The following is a 20,683-nucleotide window of genomic DNA, read 5'->3' on the forward strand; positions in this document are numbered from 1 at the left end:
GCCTCGCCACATCTTTTTTTCGAAACCCCGCTCACCACGAGCGGGGTTTTTCGTGGGGCACATTCAGCAAGACACGGCTTAGAGCACTTTCGCAAGCCGTGCTCAACCCATCGTAACGGACTTGGCTTCGATGCTACGTTAAGCGTGATCATCGCGCACATGACGCGAGAGGATTTTTTGTTGACGGCCACACTGGGCAACCGTTTAATCAGGAGCATAGCTTGTTAGAACGCTATCCCTAACCCTCCCCTCATTATGTCCCAAAAACTCCCCCTGTATGCGGGGTTGCGTGGCTTTGTGCTGCCCGACTCCCGCCTGTTGCTCACGTCGCTGGCCACCGCCGGCTGCCTCCTTACTTCGCCCCTCTCCGCCGCCAACCTGACCATTACCGGCCACACCCAGGACAACAACGTCAACGCCAGTGGCTCCGGCCAATGGGCGGGCGACCAAGAAATTCGCATCGGCAAACGCAATGCCGACGGCAACAACTACACCCTGGTGCTCCCCTTCGAACTACCCGACCTGCAGGGAGACGTAGTCAACAGCGCCTCGCTCAACCTCAACTTCACCGGTGGCTCCTGGGGTGCCTCCAGCCTGCCCGATCTCGACCTCTACGGCAGCACCCTGGTTTCGTCCAGCGCCGTTGTATCGGACCCGGATTTCTACGTCGACGGCGGCAACCCGACCAACCCCGACGCCGTCCTTTTGCAGGATCAGTTCGTGGACACGGATACCTTCGCCAATGGAGGATTCGGCATCGCGACCAGCGGCGATATCGGCAGCCACTTGCAGGACCTCTACGACGCCGGTGCCCAGCCCGGCGAGTATTGCTTCCTCATGGTCACGATGGATTCCACCCCTGGCGGCGACTACAAATACCTCAAGGCCAATTCCGCCAATAGCAGCGTGAAGCCGGAGCTGAGCCTCGTCACCGGTCCCGCCACGCAGCCGCCACCCGTCGTCACCTACGAGGCAATCACAGTCAGCGGCAGCGACTCCGTCATCAACGCAAACGGCAGCCACGGCTACACCGGCCAAAACCCCGAGCGTCTCGGCCGCGGCAATAACAACGGCACGAGTTATTGCATGGTACTCCCCGTTAAGCTCCCCGATTTGATGGGCGGCGAAGTCACCGGTGCGACGTTGTCGGTCAACATCACTGGCGGCTCTTACGGCGCGCCCAGCGGCATGGGCAACATCGACCTCTACGGACACGCCGACACCGACACCTTCGGCGCGGTCGGCGACCCGAAGTTTTACGTCGACGGCGAGAATCCAACCAACCCCGACGCCACGCTTCTGCAAGCCGACTTTGCCAGTGAGGCCGACCTGACCGCCAACGGCTGGGGCGTCCGCACCAGTGTCGATATCAGCAGTTGGGTGCAGGATTTCTACGACAACAACACTCCCGCGGGTAACTACGCCTACCTGATCCTCACGCTCGATAAAGTTCCCGGCAGCGACTACAAATACCTCAACGTCGAATCCGCCAACGGCAGCATCAAGCCAGTGCTCGACCTGGAGATCACCGGCGCGAACGAGATCGGCAAGCCCTGGGGAACGACGGACCGCATTCAGCAATACGGCGTCACCTGGACCTTCGATCAGGCGTATGAATACGGCACGTATGTAACCGGCGATTTCTGGGTCAAAGGACCGGTTACCATCATTGGCATCGAGAACCACCTGAACGACCCCAACTACACGCCGCGCCTCAACCAGAACGGCTCGATGATCAACCCACTCGCAGGCCACAGCTCCGGCGTTCAGGGCTATGACGACGGCAAGGGTTACGACCAGTCGCTCAACGTCGCCCTGCCCAACGGCAGCCCCGTCTCGCCGAGTAATACGCTGACCGTGCCGGTAGACAGCTCACTGGTGTCGGCCGTCAGCTGGCTTTACAATTCCGCTTCCGACCGCGAGCCCGGCTGCCCGACTTATCAGGACAGCGGCCCCCGCCCGATGCTGCGCTCTGCCGCCATCCTGACCGTGGTCGACGCCACGCCGACGGACTACAGCTTCCGCCCACCCTACGCCGGTTCGGACAAAAGTCTCGACTACCAGTTTGGCGATCTCGACCTGACGAAGCTCGCTAACCTTACGCCGCCCAGCACCGGCCTGCCGTCCATCCCAAGCCTGGAGGCCGCGATGTCGCGCCCGTGGATTGACCACCGCAGCAGCTACTATGGCCGCTACTACCACCCATCGCTCAACATGCCGGACTACGGCCGCGACATGGCACACGTCGTCAACAATACCGCCCTGATGACGAACCTCGACTTCTCGCAGCTCACCGGCAGCCCGAGCAAGGACAAGCTGATCATCAACCTCGTGCAATACGGCATCGACAGCACCGGCGTCGCCGACAACGGCCCCGGCTGGCAAGCCGACGGTGGTCACATGCTCGGCCGCAAGTTGCCGATCATCTATGCCGGCATGCTCCTCGACGACGCGCACATGCTCGACGTCGGCACGTGGGGCAAGCACGACGGCACGGGCAGCGGCACCGGTGTGCAGTTTCAGGAATTCCAGACACACTTCTACGTGTCGCAAACCGAGATCGACATCACCCAGAGCGGCCTCAAGTCCCAAGGCGGCCAGTGGGACCCCGACAGCCGCGACATCACCGAGGGCGACATCATCCCCTACGACAGCAACTACCTCGGCACGCCCGAGTGGGGCATCCGCCACAGCTATGCGCCCACCCGCGACAACGCCGATCTGCCCATCTATTACCGCGCGATCAACGGCTCGGTCAATGTCGGCACCGCGCTGGCCATGCAGATCATGGGCGCGAAATCCATTTGGGATAACGATGTGTTCTTCGACTACGCGGACCGCTACTGGCTCTGGACCAACGGCGGCGGCACCTCCGCCAACCAGCCCACCGGCTTGACCAAGGCCATGTGGCCGCTCTACCGCGACGACTACACGCCCCTCTGGAACGGCGACCCCGACCCCAGCAACTAAGCCCGGCGCAACTAAGCCGACCGCAGCTAAGCCCACCCGCAACTTACTTTGCATCGCAAAGCGCAGCTCTTCACGGGCTGCGCTTTTTTGTAGTGCAATGATAGGCTGGAGGGCGGTGCTTCGTCACCGCCGTTCGTTGTAAAAGCAGCATCTTGCCGCTTTAGTTTCAGTTGCAGTCGGCAAAGCGGCTAGAAGCCGCTTCTACGTTGGAGAGGCAATGCGCGGCGGTGACGAAGCACCGCCCTCCACCTCAAACTCATTCACTCACCCATCCTCGTCATCCAGCAGGCCGATCTCATGGCAAGCGGCGATGTATTCGCTGCAGGACCATGCCTGGAATGCTTTGCCCATGGGCTTGCCGGTCACGCCGTGCGCCCACTCGTTGAACTCCCATTCGTATTGCTGGCCCGCGTGGTTGATCTTCGCCAGCTCATGCAGTTGCTCGTAGGCGAGGTCTTTCAAGCCCAAGCGATTCAGGAAGCGCACCCATACGCCACCGACCAGCGGCCAGATGCCGCCGTTGTGGTAGTGGTGTGGCAGGTTAAGCAAGTTGACCGTGTAATAGCTCTTCCAACTCGGGTCGCCGGACTCGACTGCCGGATATAGATTCTTCGCCGGGAATGGCTGGCTAACGCCCGCGCCCCACATGAAGCGAAACGCCGTCTGCGCATGCTCGTGGTCGATAACATTGAAGAGAAACGCCAACGCGTTACCAAACACATCGCAGCGCCAGTCGTGGTTAAACGGCGTCACTTGCGCGAGCAGGTAACTGGTGTCACCCATGCGCGCTTGCGAGTCGGCAAAGCTGTATTCGCGCTCGGGTGCCTTGCGCAGTGACGGCCAGAATGAGCGCAGGATTTTTTTCTTAATCGTGCCAGCCCAGCGCAGGTAATCACCCGCCTTGTTCCACTCGCCTAGGTATTCCATCAGGCGGCCATAGGCGATGTTGGCGCGGAACCACAAAACCTCATCAACGAGCACGTGATAACTGCGGCCAAAGAGATCCGTCCAATCGCCGGCCTCGGGTATTTCCAGCAGCGCGTCGTTATTGCTGTCCTGCGCGCTCAGCCAATCCATCGCTTTCTGCAGTTTCTTGGAGTAGGCACGCAGCAGCTCAAAGTCCTGCGTGGCACGCACGTATTCAGCGAACGCAATGATCACCCACAAGCCGCTGTCGATCGAGCAAATGCCGCCCACCCCGGAGTAGTCCGGCTTACCGGTATCGAGGCTGACGTTGGCCGGGATTTGCCCATTGAGCGACATGCAGTCCATCAGGGTTTGCAGCGATGCACGCTGGCACTGGCGGATGTCTTCGTCGTCCAAACCAATGGTGCCCACAATGGTCACGCTGGCGTCGCGCGCCCAGACACTGCGGTAGTTTTCATCGGTGCCGCGTGTATCGTTGTCCGTTAGCGAGCAGGCGGAAAACCCCTTGGGCGTAATGTTTTTGCGAATACCCTCCAACGCCCGCAGATAACCCTCCTTAATGAAAGCGCGCTGCGGCTCTTCCATCGCAGAGGTTTCCTCGACATCCAGCAAATGCTGAATGATCGGCGTCTGGCTCGGCAATGTTTCCGCGGGCTCGACGTGATCGACTTCCTTAATCACGCCGTAGTGTTTCAAGCCTTCGAGCACGCCATCGGCGCACGCGCCTTGCGCACGGTAGACCTCCTTGCGGCCGACCATGCGCTCCAACAGCTCCGGCTGGGCGTTACCCACGATGATGCCCCGCACGCCGCGCTTGAGGAACATCGCGTTGTCGTTGCCGGTGTCTCCCGCGACAAGGCATTGGCTGCGGGTGATGCCCAGATGCTTCAGCAGCCACGAAAGCGCATTGCCCTTGTTGGCAAACTTTGGTAACACGTCCAAATCACGACCGCTGGAGTAAACAATGTTCACCTCCAGCCCGCAGTCGCGCAAGGCGTCTTCCAGGCAATCGAGTTGCTCCTGCTCGCAGCCCGCATACCAGCTGCTCTTGACCGGGCTCTGAAAATGGTCCGGCTGCTTGATCGCCTCCGGTATTTTTTCATGCACGATAAGCTCGACTTGCTTTAAGTCCCAGCCTTCTTCGAGCACCGTGGAGAACTCCTTGATCAGTTCCTTGGCCTGGTAATCATAGATATCCACGCCGACACCGCAGATGCAGTAATCGGGCTCCGGCAGGTGCTTCTTTTTAATGAGGCGCAGGACGTCATCGACCATGCGCCCGGTGTTGTAAACGAGCAGCGGTCGGCCCTCCTTGGGCAGCTTGCGCCAAGTACGTGTGAACGAAGCGGCGGAATCTGCTTTACCCAGCAGAGTGCCGTCGATGTCCGAACTGAAAACGCGAATAGTAGCGGGTGACTCTTTAGCAGTCTTCTTTGGTGGCATAGATGCAAACTTTCTAAAAAAGCTAACCCGCAGGTGTCACTTCCAAACGTGGCGTGCTGCGACCCTCGACCACCTTGAGCAGTTGCTGCGCAATACCCGTCCAGGTGAACAGACTTCGCACCTTGTGCGCGCCACCGTATGCAAGTCGATTGTGAATCGCCGGATGTCGCAGCGCCTTGAGGATCGTGTAGCCGAAGTCCTCCGCATCGAAGCTGTCGGCATACAGCGCATCAACGCCGTAAGTGAGCGTGCGGAAGAGCCCACCATGCGTCGTCACCACCGTGGGCGTACCGCAGGCCATCGCTTCAATCGCCGTCATCCCAAATGGCTCGTAGCGACTGGGCAGGCAGAAGATATCCGCCGCGCGATAGAAGTCCGGCATGTCCGGATCGTCCAGCGAACCGGAAAGGATCACGCGGTCCTGTATGCCGTGCGCCTCGATCTTTTCCATGAGTTCCTTGAGCATCGGGTCCTCGGTCGTCTGGTCGTTTTCTGAACCGACGGCCAGACGCAGGATCGCCTTGTCGTGCTTGCGCGCCACGACGGCAAAGGCGTCCACCAGCAGGTCCATGCCCTTGTTACGCGCCAGTCGGCCAATGCAGGAGATGACTTTCGCGTCTGGCGCATAGCCCATGGATTCGCGGATAGACTCGCGAGACGCTTTGCTGATCTGGAAGAAACGGTTGTCATCGTAGCCGGGTGGGATCATCACCAGCTTATCACCGTCAATTCCGTAGTCGTCCTTAAACATATCGAGCTGAATCGGCGATGTCGCCACCACCATGTCACACTCACGGTAGAGCGTGTTCTCATGGTGAATGCGGCGCGAGAAATTGTATGTCTCTTCGAGGCGTTGCTCGTCATCGGGGAAGTCTCCGCGCATCAGCTTTTGCTTCCAGCTACCGATTGAGTGCGGCGTATGGATGTGGGGAATGTCGAGCTCCTCCGCCATGTGCTGGCCAGCCAAACCAGCGTCCCAGTAATGCGAGTTAATGAATGCGTATTTAAACTTTTTCTTACCAATATACCGCAAAGCATTCTCGGTCCACTCCGGGAGCTTTTTGTAAAGATACTCCTTGGGAATAAATTCCTTGCCGCCGCACTTCATGCGAATGATCTGCACGTGGTCGTCGACCTTTTCCGTTTCCGGTTGGTCCTCAAAACGCCGAGTCCAGATGTCGACCGCGTAACCCAGCTGTGCCAGCTTTTTCGCCAGCTCCAGCACATAGACCACTTGTCCTCCCGTGTCCGGCAACCCCAGGGGCGGCTCGGCGGCTACGTATCCGTGAGTGGATACCAGTGCGATGCGCTCGCGCTTGCGCGCGCGTCGACTGCGTTTGGCTTCGGGTGGTTTAAGGTAGATATCTTCCATAAACAGCCCATAGACTATCCTAACTTTCAAGCCCTTGCAAACTTTCGGCGAATAAAACATTCGCATTAACCATCACCCGACACTTTTCGTGATTAATTTTATTAATCATAACTAATCCTGTAAACGCTCTATGATTCTCGACTTCGCCAACCTCACCAAAGGACAAGCCTACCAGGTAATGACCCATTGCATCATCCCGCGTCCCGTCGCGTGGATCCTCACGGAAAACGAAAACGGTTCGCACAACCTGGCCCCGTATTCCTATTTTCAGGCCATCGGCAGTGAACCGCCAACGGTCATGGTTTCGATGGGGTTCAAGCCAGGCGGCGTCAAGAAAGACACCCTCATCAACATTGAGCGCAACCAACATTACGTGATCCACATTGCCAACTGCGAACTCGCCGACGCGGTTAATCTCTCCGCCAAACCAATCACCTACAACGAGAGTGAAGTCGAGCTCTGCGGACTACAAACCGAAGCCGTTGACGGCTGGCCGTTGCCACGCATCCAGCAAGCGCCAGTCGCGTTTCATTGCCGCTTAATTCAGGTGGATTTAATTTCCGGCATGAGCGTCGTGTATGGCGAAATCCTACATGCCTGGATCGATGACAACATCCTCGCCCCGGCACCCATACCCAACGTGCCTGAGTTGCCACAAGCCGACAAACTAAACCCCCTCGCCCGCCTCGGCTACATGAGCTACGCCAGCCTTGGTGAGATTTTCGAGCGCGAGCGGCCGAAGTAGTTTTCAATCAATAAATCTTGGCACCAAGGGTCGAGCAACTTTGAATCCATAACATGTTTTCCCGCCTAACCCCCACCCTCGCCTTACTCGTTGCCACCGCCGCACACGCCACCAACCCGGTGCAAATCACCGTGCACGACCAAGCTCAGCACACGCTGGACCCGCGTGTGTTCGGCCAGTTTCTGGAGCGCCCCAGCTGGGGCGAGCACGGCCCGGAAGAAGCCACTGATGCTCAGGGCAACCTGCCGCCCAAGATCGTGGGCATGCTCGCCGAGATGGACATCCCGATCGTTCGCTGGCCCGGCGGCACCGACAACGACTACACCAACTGGAGCGACATGGTGAGCAACGCCCCCGGCCGCAGCCCCGAGCGCCCGGACACCGTTGGCCATACCGGCGAAGCCGTCACCAACCGGATGGGCTATGACGAGTATGCCGAGCTCGCGCGCGAGCTTCATTGGCAGACGATCATTCCCGTCAATCTGCTCGATGGCGTGCTCTTGCGCAAACCGCTGGACGAGGCCGCGCTGCACGCCGCCGGCCTGGTCGCCTACTGCAATGCGCCCGTCGGCGCGAAGCTGCCCGCGGGCATGCCCGACTGGCCCGCCGTTCGCGCCAAGAACGGACACCCCGAGCCCTACGATTTCCAATACGTGCAGCTCGGTAACGAGACCTGGATCGGCAAGTGGAAAAAGCTTTTTAAGGATCAATTTGACGAAGGCGATGTCGACGCCCAAACCGCGCGCTATCTGGAAACCGTGAAGGCCTACATCCAGGCGATCAAGACAGTCGACCCCGACATCCAAATCATTATGGATCTCAATTTCCCCGGCGACAACCGCACGGTATTTTCCGACCCTTACGTAAAGGCGAATGTCGATTTCGTCGCGCACCACATCTATGCGCCGATGAGGGTGGACAATAAAAATTTCGGCCACTGGATGAAAGGTAAGGAGCCCGTCGGCATGACCTCCGACGAGTGGGAATACGCCTTCAACGCCATGCCCGGTGCCTTCGATGAGCAGGGCCAATGCATCGCCTTTGGCGACCGGCTGGACCTCGCCCGTGAGCTGGGCTACGAGGTCGCCATCACCGAATGGAACTGGAACGGCTGGGGCTTTGGCTCGATCAAAGACCAGATCGACTTCAATCACCAGCACGCTGCGGCGGTCGGCGTTGGTGGCTACTTGAACGGCATGATTCGGCAAGGCGACATCATTAAAATCGCCAACCAATCCATGCTCGTCGGCCACGGTTGGGGTATTGCTGCGATCCAATACAACAAGTCCGACATTGAGCCGATCTACTACAATGCCCAGGGTGCGGTGACCACGCTTTATAATAAAAACCATGGCGACCAGGTATTGTCTATCGACATTGAAAATGCGCCCATTCGCGAGCAACCTTATATGATGGGCGTGAACACTGCGCCGGGGAATGTTGCCACGGTGGACGCGGTCGCCACCCGCAGCGCGCACGTGCTTTACCTGCACCTCGTCAACCGCGACCCGTCAGAAGAAATTGAGCTGAGCATTGATTTGTCCGCATTCCAATTGCCAAGCACCGAAGCCACACTACTGACGCTGATAGGTGTACCTGAAAAAGACGTCGAAACCGAGGGCGCGTGGATAAAAACCATTGAAACCAAGGTTGAGGTCGACGACGATCAGCTCACTTTGACGCTGCCGCCGAGTACGGTGGCCAACGTCAAACTGCCAATCGGCCCATAGCATTGCCATGTCATCCCCCACCCAACGACCGAACGTCATCCTGATCACCACGGACCAGCAGCGCTGGGACGCCCTCGCGCTAAACCGCCCGACCACGGAGCTGCGCACCCCGCGTCTGGACGAGCTGGCCGCTGGCGGGCTCAACTGCACGCGCGCCTACACCACGTGCCCGGTCTGCATCCCCGCACGCCGCAGCCTGCTCTCCGGCTTGCACCCGCAGACGCACGGGCTCTATGGTTACGAAGACGGTTTGGAGTGGGAGGCACCGGTCTCCACGCCCGGTCTACTCGGACAAGCCGGTTACCAAACGCAGCTCATTGGCAAGCTCCACCTTTACCCACAGCGCAAACGCTACGGCTACGATCACATGATCCGCACCGAGAGCCCGAACGATCGCTGGGACACCGAAGTGCAGGCAGTCAACGACTGGGCACGCGCCCTCAAGCGCGAAGGCATCACACAACACGTGAACAACATCGGCATCGATGGTAACGGCCGCAACGCCCGCCCATGGGACATGGAGGAGCGCTACCACCACACGAGCTGGCTAACGGATCAGGCGGTGGACTTCATTACCGAGCTTCGCGACCCAAGCAGCCCGTTCTTTTTGCACCTGAGCTACTGGGCACCGCATCCGCCACTGATTCCACCGCAGGCGTATTGGGACATGTATGCGAATCATAATACCGTGCCCGTGCTTGGTGACTGGGCACCCGATCTGCCCTGGCGTCCCGGCACATCGAACACCGGTGCCGTCGGCCCCTTCCGCGAAGACGAAATGCATGAGGCGATTCGCGGCTACTACGGTCTCGTCACCCACATCGATCACCGCATCGACTACTTCCTCTCCCGCGCCTTTGGCTACGGCTCACCCCGCGCCAATGAACCGACGCTGATCATCTTCACGTCCGACCACGGCGAGATGCTTGGTGACCACCACCTGTGGCGCAAGTCGCTGCCCTACGAGGCCTCGGCCCGCGTGCCGTTTTTCTTTGCCTGGCGCAACATGGACCTGAAGCAAGGCTCGTTCGACGGACTCGTCAGCCTGGAAGACGTCGCTGCCACGGTGTTTGATCTCTGCGGCGTCGAGCTACCCGAACAATACGGCAACGAGCTCGACAGCCGCTCTCTCGCGCCCGCGCTGCGCGGAGAAACCTGCCACACGCGCGACCGTCTCTTTGGCGAGTGCACCGGCGTCGGCACGCACAATTACCTCGTCGAAGGTCCGTGGAAATACATCTGGTTTGCCAAGACGAACGAGGAGCAACTCTTTAACGTCCTCGAAGATCCGGACGAGCTCCACGACTGCTCCGGCACCCATGCGGATTTACTGCCGCAGTTCCGCACGCACATGGCCGAATATCTCAAGGATCGCGCGGACCGCACCTACGACCAGTCCGCCCTCAAGCCCTGCGAGAACCAGCCGCCACGCGTGTTCTGGGAAGGCCGCTCGTAGCCGCATAACAAGTTAAATTTCCCTCGCATCGGGGCAGCCTAAAGTGATATTCAAGGGAGTGATGAAATTACTCCCCCGCCTCCTTACCGGTGCCTGCGTTGCCCTGGCCGGCGTGCTCCACGCCGACGCCATCGCTTACCGTGACAGCGTGCCAGTCGCCAACGATGACGACCGCGCCGTGCTCGATGCATTCGTCGGCCACGCCGTTAGCGCCGCCACGCCCAACGAAGACAAGATCGATAAGGTCTTTAAAGAAGATGGCGTGGAGATGCTTGCCTGGATTGACTTTAAAAACCTCAACCTGCTCAACACCGCCTACGAGCTGACTGGCGACACACAATACCTGGACTTGTTCAAGCAAGGCATGCAGCACTACCTGGACCGGGTCACGGTGTTTACCGATGGCTACCGCGGCTGGTCCGGCGTCACCATTCCACCCCGAAAGCCGAAGGACAACCCCGACAAACAGGTGGAGGAAATACAGTCTACTTTTCGCGGTATCTACGTGTTGGCGCGCTGGGTCGCACTCGCCAAGAGTGCCCCCGACTACGCCGCCGCCAACGAAGCCACGATCAAGGAATACCTCGACCTGTGCGAGAACAACCTGTTCCCAAAATGGGACGCACGCGGCTACTGGACCATGCTCACGCATGCGGGCGGTGTTTACCACGGATTGGATTATCCCGACAGCCGGGGCGTATCCCTGTCGTTCGAGAAATTGTCCATCATGGTCGAGGGCCTGCTTGCGCTACATGACGCCTCCGGCAAACCCCTTTACCTGAAGCGCGCGCTGCAAATCGGTGCCTGGTATAAGTCGAACCTCATCCCGAAAGACGGCCACTACGAATGGATGAGTTGGGTGCCCGCCGGGCCGTGGGACATCAACCCCGACAACCCCGAGAAGTGGAAAGTCGGCTGGATGGCACCCGACCCAAACGCAGGCTGGTATATCACCGCGCAGTCCATCGCGCTCAACCTCTACCAGCGCGGCCTTTTGTTTGACGACGCCGACATCGACATGTTCGTCAAGACCGCCACCACCATGTGCTGGAACGGCGACATGGAGAACCCGGAGTTTCGCAATGTCGCCGGGGAGACCAGCAAGTGGATCAAAGGCGAATTTTTCTCCGATCAACTCGCACCCTACGACCAAAAGATGTCAACGTTTGGCTTTGAAGGTTACCGGGCAAAGCAAGCGCTCGCCGACAAGGACAGCAGTTGGAAAGGCGGCATTCAGCGCAATGACTACATCGAGGCGAAGTTTCTTATGAGGCCTCAGATCGATGCCGGCACGAAACAGCCGCTGGCCAATGTCGGCGAAACGTTCCTGGCCGACGACGCCAACCGCGCTTTTTACGAGCGCTTGAAAACGTTTGCTGTGCCAACGAACGCTGCCCCGCCGACCAGCCCAGGCATGATGTTCGCCGATCCCGCACTGGCGGCCAAGGCCTACAACGAGTAATATTGCATCAATGATGCTACATTAAAAGCGGTTGACCTTCCAAGTGTTAGGAGAACGATAGTCGCATACCCTAAAACAGAAAATGGCCCAAAACGGAACTCCACCCCAAAAGGCACGGAAGAAAGGCGCTAGTCGGCAAACCTCATTGCGCGATATTGCGCAGGACTTGGGCGTGTCCCTGTCTCTTGTATCCAAGGTGCTCAGCGGACGCCTCGGCACCACCAAAGTACGCGAGGAAGTCAAAGCGTCCATCCTCCGCCGCGCCGAAGAGCTAAACTACCGGCCCAACTCGCTTGCCTCTGCGTTGCAAAGTGGGCGCACCGGCACGATCGGCCTGATCGTCCACCCGAGCGGCGTGCGCGGCAGTGGCCTCTTCGAGGAATTTCTGCGCGGACTCACCGCCGTGTTGGAGCAGCAAAATCTCCGCCTGTGGCTGCGCTACTTCGAGGACAACGGTGCCTTCTATCCGCAATGGCATAAATACAGCGCGCGCGAGGTGGATGGGCTCATCGTCGCCGGCATTCACCACTACGAAATGGACGAGTGCCTCATCAAGCTCGTCGAGGAGAAGCTGCCCGTGGTGACTGCGTTTGCGCTCGATACCGTGAAGGGCATCCCGAACGTCAACCCCAACCCCGACGACAGTTCCTACCTGGCCACCAAGCACCTGATCGAAAACGGCTGCAAACGCATCGCCTACATTGATAATTTCGAGCTCCGCAAGAGCGGCTACCAGCAAGCGCTCAAAGATCACGGCATTGCCTACGACGCGCAGTTGGTCAACGAATGCAGCAACGAGAATGCATTCCGCCCCGAGATCGGTGCCGAGACCGTGGCCCAACTCATTGAGTCAGGCATTTCGTTCGACGCGCTCATTGCCCAGTCGGATCCCATGGCGTTTGCCGCCGTAATGGAGCTACAGCGCCGGGGCCTTCACGTGCCCAACGACGTGCAAGTCATCGGCTTTGACAACTCGCCCATATGCGAACTTTGCAATCCAAAGTTAAGCTCTGTCGCAAACAACATGCGCCTGACTGGTGAGAAGGCGATGGAGGCGATTATCGACCTGATCGAAGAACGCCCATTCGCCCACCCCAAGCTGCCCCCTTCGCTAACCCAACGAGAGAGCACCGTAAAAAAGAAAACGCGCTAACCCACGCTAACAAGCTCTGGCGCTGACTGCTCGTTGGCCGCTTCCATCTGGCGTATCCGCGCGATGCGCTCGCGGAAAGGCTGATCCAGCTCGACCAAACCGAGCGGCTCCAATTCGGCAAGCTCGTCAACCGGGCGGGCGTGTTGGCGAATTAAGTCACCAAAGTCTGCCATGCCCTTTTCCTGCAATGCAGCGTAGCTTATTTGGTAGTGGTTTACCGACACACCATCGTATCGCTTGTTGATTATTTGCTTCAGGCTTTCGCCGTAGTCTGCGACTACTTTGTAATGTCGCAGGACGCCCGTAAACCCCGCAATACGCGCACCAAAAATCGCGTGCGAATTCAGCACGAGGGGCCTCACACTGCCCGAATAGTGGAAGAACGGTGTTTTCGTCGCAAAGTCCCGCACGCCGAATAAATCCATGCGCAATCCACCCATCAAACCCTGCAGGGATGGCTTAGCCAGTTGGTTGCGATGCAGTCTGGTGTTAAAATGAAATGACCGTAGCTGATAGCCGGAAAGATAAAGGTTCGGGTAAAGCGCGCGAAAGGTCGCTAAGTCCGGTGATGCGATGAACTCGGCCTCCAGGCTCTCGCCACAGGCGTCGATCATGTGCGCGACCAGCGCGTTCTGCCCCTGCGACTCCAGATGCTCAATCAGGGCATGCAGCGGCAAGTGCTGGCGGTAAGGCCAGTCAAAGTGTTCATCGCAATCGGCCACCAAGCACCAACGATTGTGCCCAAACTGATCCAAAGCCCACTCGCGCGCGACCACGTGATGCTCGCGGAATGGCAACCGACAGCGGTAGATGCTGACGTCGTCATACGACTGAGCGATGCGGATGGTTTGATCCTGAGAGCCGTTGTCCAGGACGACAATATGGCCAAAGCCGAGCTCACGGTGATGCTCAATAAACGATGGCAGGTAATGCTGCGCATCGTGCACAATCGTCACCAGCAGTGGTCGGTCGTCCGCAGGCGAAAAGGCTGACTGGATGCACTCCAAATGACGCTCTACTCGCCGCCGGCGCCAGGGCTTCATGCCGATAAAAAAACCGGCCGCCAAAAGCCGGCGTGCCCTCCTCTTCCATTGCCTCGCAGTAGTCATTAGTTTGTAGTAAATCGTTAGCAGCCATTTTAGTAGCAAGACTTGTGCGCATATAAAAGCTCAAAGCCCAAAAGAGAGCCGGGTCTATTGCTCAGATTCGCGATTAGGATCCTTCAGCATGCAGGCAAAAATCGCGGCAATGGTCAAAGCGCCCAGATAAATAGTCAGCGCATGCGCCATTTCCGGCCAGCCATGCGCCTGCGTATCCCCCGCGAGGAGCAGACCGGGAAAGGTCTGCAAAAGCGTCACCCCGGCAAAGCCCATGGTGTTGATGATGCCCAGCGCCGTGCCACTCAACGAAGCCGGTGCCGCTCGGCCCGCCACCGCGAACGCCAGAATATTCATGCCCCCAAACAGGCCAAAGCCAAACCGCAGCAGGTAGATAACGCCCAGCGGCAACATCCCGGTAAAAAAGATTGCCCCGGTCACAACCAAGTGCCCGATCACACCGACCAGAATCAGCTTTTTAACACTATAGCGACCAGCCAACCAACCAGCAACCGGGCTCCCAATGGCCCAACCCAGGAAAATCAACGCGTTGGCGACGGCGACCTCTTCCACCGGTAAGTCATAGGCGTATTGAAATGTCGCGTTCCACAAACCGGCAAAGCCCAGCAGCACGCCCATGCTCAAAAAATAAAACCCGCCCACGAGCCATATCTGCCGGTTCATCACCAGCTCGCCGACGCTTTTAGCCAAGTTACTTTGGCTGGTGTGCTTGGGTGGCGGTTGATCCGCCGGATGGTCCCGGACCACTGCCCAGATCGTGCCGGCCAAAATAAAACCAAACACCGCGGATACGCCGATCTGCGTGCGCCAAGTGACGTGCGATTCCAGGTAGCGGGACAGTAAATCAAAGCCCGCCGCGCCGGCCACACCGGTCATCTCCGTGAGCCCGACAAACAGCGCGAACTTCTCCTTCGGGATCCAGCGCCCCGCCAAAAAACTGGCACCCACAAAACTAAACGATGCGCCCAGCCCCATGAGCAGCCGCCCCAGCCCAGCAAAAACCAAGCTGTCTGACATTGCGAAAACACAGGCTCCCGCCGCACAGACCAGCGCGGAGATCGTCATCAACAGCCGCGGGCTCCATCGGTCCAGCATCACGCCAACAGGCACCTGCATCATTGCGTAGGCCACCGAAAACAAAGCTGTGAGCACGCCCACGCTGGTCACCGTCGCATGTAGGTCGGTCTGGATCTCTTTGGAAAAGACAGCCACCGAAACCTGCATCGAAAACTGATACAGCACGAAGACCGAGGCTACGCCCCATACAAAATACGGCTGCCAAACACGCATCAGCGCATACTGCGTGCCGCAACCAACTTCGCAAGCCTGGACCTAGAGCACTCTCACTTTAAATAGTCCGCTCAGGCCGCTGTGATTTTGTGTGTCCAGCAAGGCGCGAGGAGCGAAGCGGGCTGGAAGCCCGTGAGCGACGAGCAACGCTGCTGGCACGCAAAAGCACACGGTTACAAGCTTGGGGCGCAAATGAAAGGTCGCGGCGTTGGAACCTCAATCACGGGCTTCTAGCCCGCTCAATCGGCTCCGCCTTGCGCTGCATTCATTTGCGCTCCCACCTGAGCGGGCTACTTAAAGTGAGAGTGCTCTAATCCAAAGACGCAGTCACGTCCGCAGCCTCGTCCTGATAGAAGTCACGAAAGCTTTTGCGCAGCACTCCGGAGATTGCTTCAAAATCCTCCGGCGTTGTTTTTAACAAGATCAAAGCCTGCTGATCGCCGAGGTTAAACCAGATCTCGCCGATGGCTTCCGCATAGGGCGTCCCGGGGTCCACGACGTAGTCTATTTCATAAAACGTCTTTCCGAATATACGCGGCGCACGCACACGCTCACGGGTGACGACTTCGCCATCACCATTATAAAACTCGCGCACTTTGATCTCCTTGGGCGGGCTGATCCGCACCAGGCCTTGATCATCACGCACAAACTCAGCCCGTGTGCCGATTGCCGTCTCCAGTTTGTTCGCGTATTCGCGTATGGAGCGATCCAGCGGACCCGGCACCATAGCGCCTTCGGGGAGTAGATACATCGCGCACTCAACGCCTTCCTTATAGGGGAGGTCAATTTCCATCGACTGCTCACGACTGCCCGAAAAGATGTTGAACGGTCGCGGCAAGGGACCGCACAGGCGCAAATCACCCGCGCGGATGATCATTTTGCGCGCCGTGTAGGTGTCGACAATTTCTTCCTCCATCTCCACGGTGGCAGGAGTCAGCCGGTCCAATGGCACACGGAGTATTTGGCCATCGACTGAAAAGGCCGACAAAAGCGAACAGGCAATGAGCGCCATCAACTGGTATTGGCGAGTCATGGCTTATTGATAGAGTCCAGCCAAGCCGGTGTTGTAGTCATTCTCCGAAAGATACTCAAAGGAGATGCGGCGATAGGAGCGCACCAGCGGCGTTCCGGGAGGATAGCTGCCTTGCGCAAAAAGCAGGTTAAAGCCCCAATTCCGGTTCGGCGGCACGTAGTAATCATTAAAGTTGTCGGGCGCGCCTTCCGGGCGGACCTCACTCTCGAATAGGGATACCAGCGATCCGCGAATCGTCAGCGTGCGACCGGACCCCCAATACTCCAAGAAGCGCGGCAAGTTAATCACCCCGAGGCTTTGCGGCCGGGAAGGATCACGGTCGCCATAATAGGGCCCCTTCAGGTCGGGCGGTGTTCCGCAAACCATGGCCGCCGCGATCTCCATATGGCTGACCGCCGGACGCTTGCTTTGAATGTTGTTGCGGCCGTCCACATCACTGTGTTTGCGATTGTCCGGCCAATTGCTGGACAACACGGTGATGCTATCGGCCATGATGGCGGCAGGCTGCTCGGAGCTGTTGTCCGGATTAGTGGCGGAGTTGCTTTGTTTGCTCCCATCTGCGTTGAAGTTGCCCACCGTGTAGAGCGGTGCATTCGTGGCGATCGTGAAACCGGGGTCCGCCTGGCCACTGGGCGCTGGAATTTCCTCGGCATCGATGATCATCAGCGCCATATCGTCCATGACCTGCGGCACAATATTGTAGGTATTTTTCCCGGTCGATGTCCCATAATCGAAAGCGCCGTCTCCGTTGCTATCGGCTGTGCTCGTGGGGAATTCCACATAGACAACGCCGTTCCAGTGCTTATCGACATCGTAAGTTCCATTAAAGCCGGTGGCCCCGTTGTTCTTGCTATCAACATACGAGGCCAGTTTTTCCAAATCGAGGTAAACCACGTCGATCTCCTTGTTCTCACGATGGTCGTAGAGGCCTCCGGAAACGCCGTCACCGTCGGTGGTATAGGTTCTGGTCTGTTCCTCGTAGCGGTAAACCGGCGTTTGCACTTCGACTGTTTCCAGCCTCCACTTGCCACGCTTCTTTACCCAGCGCTCTTCGTAAGACGTCTCGTAGTGATCCACCACTTGCACCGTTTCGGTGACCGTGTGGGTGACGACGCCATCGTTAAACATCTCAGGATATGGCGCATCAATGCCATCCATATTGGCATTGGCATCTCCGATAATATCGCGCGGCAGTGTGACCGGAATCATCACGGGATCATTATTGTCGTCCATCACTGGCGTACTGAGCGAGTCACTGGAGTTGGACCGCTGGTAACGATAGCCCGAGAGCTTGTAGTAATCCTGTTTGCTGGGATCGCTTTGGCTGGCGTTACGCTCCATCTTGATGATGAGTCCGGCCTTGTAGGCCATTTTCTGGGATCGCATGTCTTCACTTTTGCGATCCGGATGGCCGGATGGCAGCAGCGGCTCGATCAATGAATAGCCGGTATTCTTGCGTTCATTTTGCGGCGTACTTTGGTCATCCTGCACGGAATCGCTAAAGGCGACAATGTTCTGGGTTTTAACGCCCATGGATCCATCGGCCACCCAACCCTTCCAACGCTGGGCAGCGGCAGTTGCCCAGTTCTGGCTCAAGGAATCAAGTCCGTTCATCGAAGCCTGCTGCGTAGAAGAATACGGGAGATAGACCTCACCAGTATTGTTAATTTTAAAAATGTTACCCGTTGCCGTGACTTTGCCATGGATGGTCAGCGTGTAGCCGGAATTCGGGCCCAACTCGATATCGCCATTGGCGTGAACCGGGCCATGCACATCGAAATCGTAGCCTGGCTGGGCGCGCATATCGGAGTTATAGAAAATGGCGTTGGAGAAAAGCGGCGCGTCACGGATTTCAAACGTTTCCCGGGCAAAGGCAGTGATGCTATCGCCACGGGAGGTTTGCGCACTACCCTGCCCGTAAACTTCGATGCCGCGCACAAAGATCCGCTTGCCCCGCATCTCATCCAACTCGTTGGCCGGATCATCGGGATCAATAAATTTCCACACACCAGGCGGGATCACCCCACCCTGCACTCGAAGTGAGTCCGGCTTCACCTCGTTGCCCCGGTAGAACTCATCTACCGTATTGGGAATGGAGAGCGGATTCTTATCGGGACGAAGCTCGTAGGTATCGAAGGACGACGAGCGGATAAACCGCGAAGCAAGCTCGGCCGCACCATATTCCAAAGAGGCCTCCGCGGCGTTCTGCGCCTTCAGGCGCACCACGTGCCGCTCGTTAATTTTCATCTCGGAAACGGTGCCTTGCATAATGCTGGCAATGATGATGCCCAACACTGTGGCGGTCACCAAAACCAAGGCCATAGCCGACCCTGGGCGCTTATGCGATGACTGGTTGTATTTCATAATAGCTAGCGGGTTCAGGTAGGAATGATCAAAAAAAAGCGCGCCTCAGCCTCGCGGCGAGATGGTGAAGTTATACGTGCCCGTCACCTCTTTGGCGTCATTGCCATGGATGATTTTTCCGTTCACCAGCACACTCTTTCCTTTGATGTTATAGAATAGAAATCCGTTCGCCAAGCCGTTCACCATATCGATGACCTCGGTGAACTCCTCGGCCTCCTGAATGCTTGGAATTAATTCCTCAACCGACTTTCGTTGCTGCGACACGGGGATATCGATATCGAACTTGAGCACCGGTGCTTCGGAGCCGCTGACCTCGCGGTCATCACGGAAGTAACCGATCAGGCGCACAATCGGAGCGGGTATGCTGTCGTAGAAATTGTCGTCCTCGCCATTGAAAATGAAGACGACAAAGTCCCCCTCTTGTTGCGAGTGCAGCCGGTAATCCTGCCCCGAGACATTATTCGGCGGCTTGCGGAAATCACCATTGGGTGAGTAATTATTCGGTAAGGGGAAAAAGCTCTTATAGAGGACGAAGCTATTGGCCTGGCGTGCCTCACCAGACATTTCGCTGGTCACAGTCCGCACGTCGCGATTGATCTCCAGCTTCTCCTGGGTCACGAAGCTCGCCTTGAAATTTTGAATGAAGAAGGAGCTTACGCCCACCATGAGTGTGCCCATGATGGTGACGCTCACCATGAGCTCGACCAATGTCATGCCATGGCTGCGGAAACGGCGATGTGTTGAGCGTTTCATAATTAATAGATGGGGATAACGGATTTCACGACGCACACACTGCCATCCAACCACTTGGAGCCGCGGCCAGCGGGCGTCTTATACTCGTAGTTGATGCGGATTTCGTATGCCTGATAGGGCTTGCTGCCGGTATTCAAATCCCTGGCGCTCAGCGTGAAACGCATCGGCATCACGACTTGGCGCAGGTCACCATCTTCACCGCGCAAATCGATAACGATGTCCCGGCTGTTCGTGACGTCGTCCCCGAAGTAAAGCAAATCGTCAACCGTAGTGGAATTGTTGGCCAATGAGGGGGTCACCGCGCGTAGCGAAAGGGGCACCTTGTGGTCCTCTACGCTCTTCTTGATATCCACTTCAAAATCCATGGCCATCATCTGCTCGGCATACCCCTGGGCGATGTCGTTGGCCGTCACCATGTAAATGTTCGTCTCCGCCAATCGACGCGACATCAGGACTGAATTCGTCGTCACCATTGCCAGGAGGCCAAAGAGCACCGTGGCGACAAGCACCTCAACCAGAGACATGCCCCGGCGCATCAAAAATCCACACCGGCGATTGGGACCTGAGATCCGCGGAGAAGCGGGCTGATAGGACCGAATCATTAACATAATATTAATAATTCGCTAGTAGACCCTAAATTGCAACGCAAAAGACCCTAGTAAAGTCTGCGCATACGCCCTACGGGTAAGATGTAGTTTCCAAGCTTATACCGTGTATAAAACTAGAGTCACAAGACTCTAATCCTGGAACTCAGGCTGCCAAATGCCTTAGCTTTCTGCTGATTATTCTTTGATAATAAGGAATATATGACAGATCCCGACACCGTCACGGATTCACGGCCACAATTAATGAAACCGTGACAAGTGA

General features: G+C 57.6%; 14 protein-coding genes. 6 read left to right on the forward strand and 8 right to left on the reverse strand.

All coding sequences use genetic code 11. The features are described 5' to 3' along the window. Positions 1-255 precede the first annotated feature (255 nt). Complete coding sequence (locus O3S85_RS07335; protein ID WP_269539249.1) at positions 256-2,970, forward strand: hypothetical protein; 2,715 nt, start codon at positions 256-258, stop codon at positions 2,968-2,970. Between the two features lie 264 nt (positions 2,971-3,234). Here O3S85_RS07335 and O3S85_RS07340 read toward each other — a convergent pair whose 3' ends face one another. Both O3S85_RS07340 and O3S85_RS07345 read right to left on the reverse strand, forming a co-directional pair. Then, on the reverse strand, positions 3,235-5,340 hold the full coding sequence (locus O3S85_RS07340; protein WP_269539251.1) for an HAD-IIB family hydrolase: 2,106 nt from the start codon (positions 5,338-5,340) through the stop codon (positions 3,235-3,237). A 22-nt stretch (positions 5,341-5,362) separates the two neighbouring features. Continuing rightward, positions 5,363-6,712: a glycosyltransferase gene (locus O3S85_RS07345; RefSeq protein ID WP_269539252.1), complete on the reverse strand. Its 1,350-nt coding sequence runs from the start codon at positions 6,710-6,712 to the stop codon at positions 5,363-5,365. Between the two features lie 130 nt (positions 6,713-6,842). Here O3S85_RS07345 and O3S85_RS07350 point away from each other — a divergent pair, with 130 nt between their 5' ends. The 5 genes from O3S85_RS07350 (at position 6,843) to O3S85_RS07370 (ending at position 13,258) form a co-directional block, all read left to right on the forward strand. Beyond that, entirely contained in the window at positions 6,843-7,457 is a 615-nt protein-coding gene (locus O3S85_RS07350; RefSeq protein WP_269539253.1) for a flavin reductase family protein, read from the forward strand. Positions 7,458-7,510: 53 nt separating this feature from the next. After that, positions 7,511-9,187: an alpha-L-arabinofuranosidase C-terminal domain-containing protein gene (locus O3S85_RS07355; RefSeq protein ID WP_269539254.1), complete on the forward strand. Its 1,677-nt coding sequence runs from the start codon at positions 7,511-7,513 to the stop codon at positions 9,185-9,187. 7 nt (positions 9,188-9,194) lie between these two features. Next, positions 9,195-10,643 (forward strand): sulfatase-like hydrolase/transferase, encoded by a 1,449-nt coding sequence (locus tag O3S85_RS07360; RefSeq protein WP_269539255.1) that lies wholly within the window; start codon positions 9,195-9,197, stop codon positions 10,641-10,643. Positions 10,644-10,704: 61 nt separating this feature from the next. Beyond that, on the forward strand, positions 10,705-12,105 hold the full coding sequence (locus O3S85_RS07365) for a hypothetical protein (protein ID WP_269539256.1): 1,401 nt from the start codon (positions 10,705-10,707) through the stop codon (positions 12,103-12,105). Between the two features lie 82 nt (positions 12,106-12,187). Continuing rightward, the gene (locus O3S85_RS07370; protein ID WP_269539257.1) at positions 12,188-13,258 is read left to right on the forward strand and encodes a LacI family DNA-binding transcriptional regulator; all 1,071 of its coding nucleotides are present in this window, start codon (positions 12,188-12,190) and stop codon (positions 13,256-13,258) included. Here O3S85_RS07370 and O3S85_RS07375 read toward each other — a convergent pair. From O3S85_RS07375 to O3S85_RS07400, 6 genes are all read right to left on the reverse strand, one after another. Further along, positions 13,255-14,301, reverse strand: coding sequence for a glycosyltransferase family 2 protein (locus tag O3S85_RS07375; protein WP_269539258.1), 1,047 nt, complete (start codon positions 14,299-14,301; stop codon positions 13,255-13,257). The two genes, O3S85_RS07370 and O3S85_RS07375, sit on opposite strands and share 4 nt — an antisense overlap. A 150-nt stretch (positions 14,302-14,451) precedes the next feature. After that, on the reverse strand, positions 14,452-15,666 hold the full coding sequence (locus O3S85_RS07380) for an MFS transporter (RefSeq protein ID WP_269539260.1): 1,215 nt from the start codon (positions 15,664-15,666) through the stop codon (positions 14,452-14,454). Positions 15,667-15,976: 310 nt separating this feature from the next. Further along, the gene (locus tag O3S85_RS07385) at positions 15,977-16,699 is read right to left on the reverse strand and encodes a hypothetical protein (RefSeq protein ID WP_269539262.1); all 723 of its coding nucleotides are present in this window, start codon (positions 16,697-16,699) and stop codon (positions 15,977-15,979) included. 3 nt (positions 16,700-16,702) lie between these two features. Further along, positions 16,703-19,063, reverse strand: coding sequence for a hypothetical protein (locus O3S85_RS07390; RefSeq protein ID WP_269539263.1), 2,361 nt, complete (start codon positions 19,061-19,063; stop codon positions 16,703-16,705). A gap of 45 nt (positions 19,064-19,108) precedes the next feature. Further along, positions 19,109-19,816, reverse strand: coding sequence for a PilW family protein (locus tag O3S85_RS07395; RefSeq protein WP_269539265.1), 708 nt, complete (start codon positions 19,814-19,816; stop codon positions 19,109-19,111). 2 nt (positions 19,817-19,818) lie between these two features. Then, positions 19,819-20,424: a type IV pilus modification PilV family protein gene (locus tag O3S85_RS07400; RefSeq protein ID WP_332107538.1), complete on the reverse strand. Its 606-nt coding sequence runs from the start codon at positions 20,422-20,424 to the stop codon at positions 19,819-19,821. Positions 20,425-20,683 lie beyond the last annotated feature (259 nt).

Origin of the sequence: Cerasicoccus sp. TK19100 (genome assembly GCF_027257155.1) — a bacterium.
GTDB lineage: Bacteria > Verrucomicrobiota > Verrucomicrobiia > Opitutales > Cerasicoccaceae > Cerasicoccus > Cerasicoccus fimbriatus.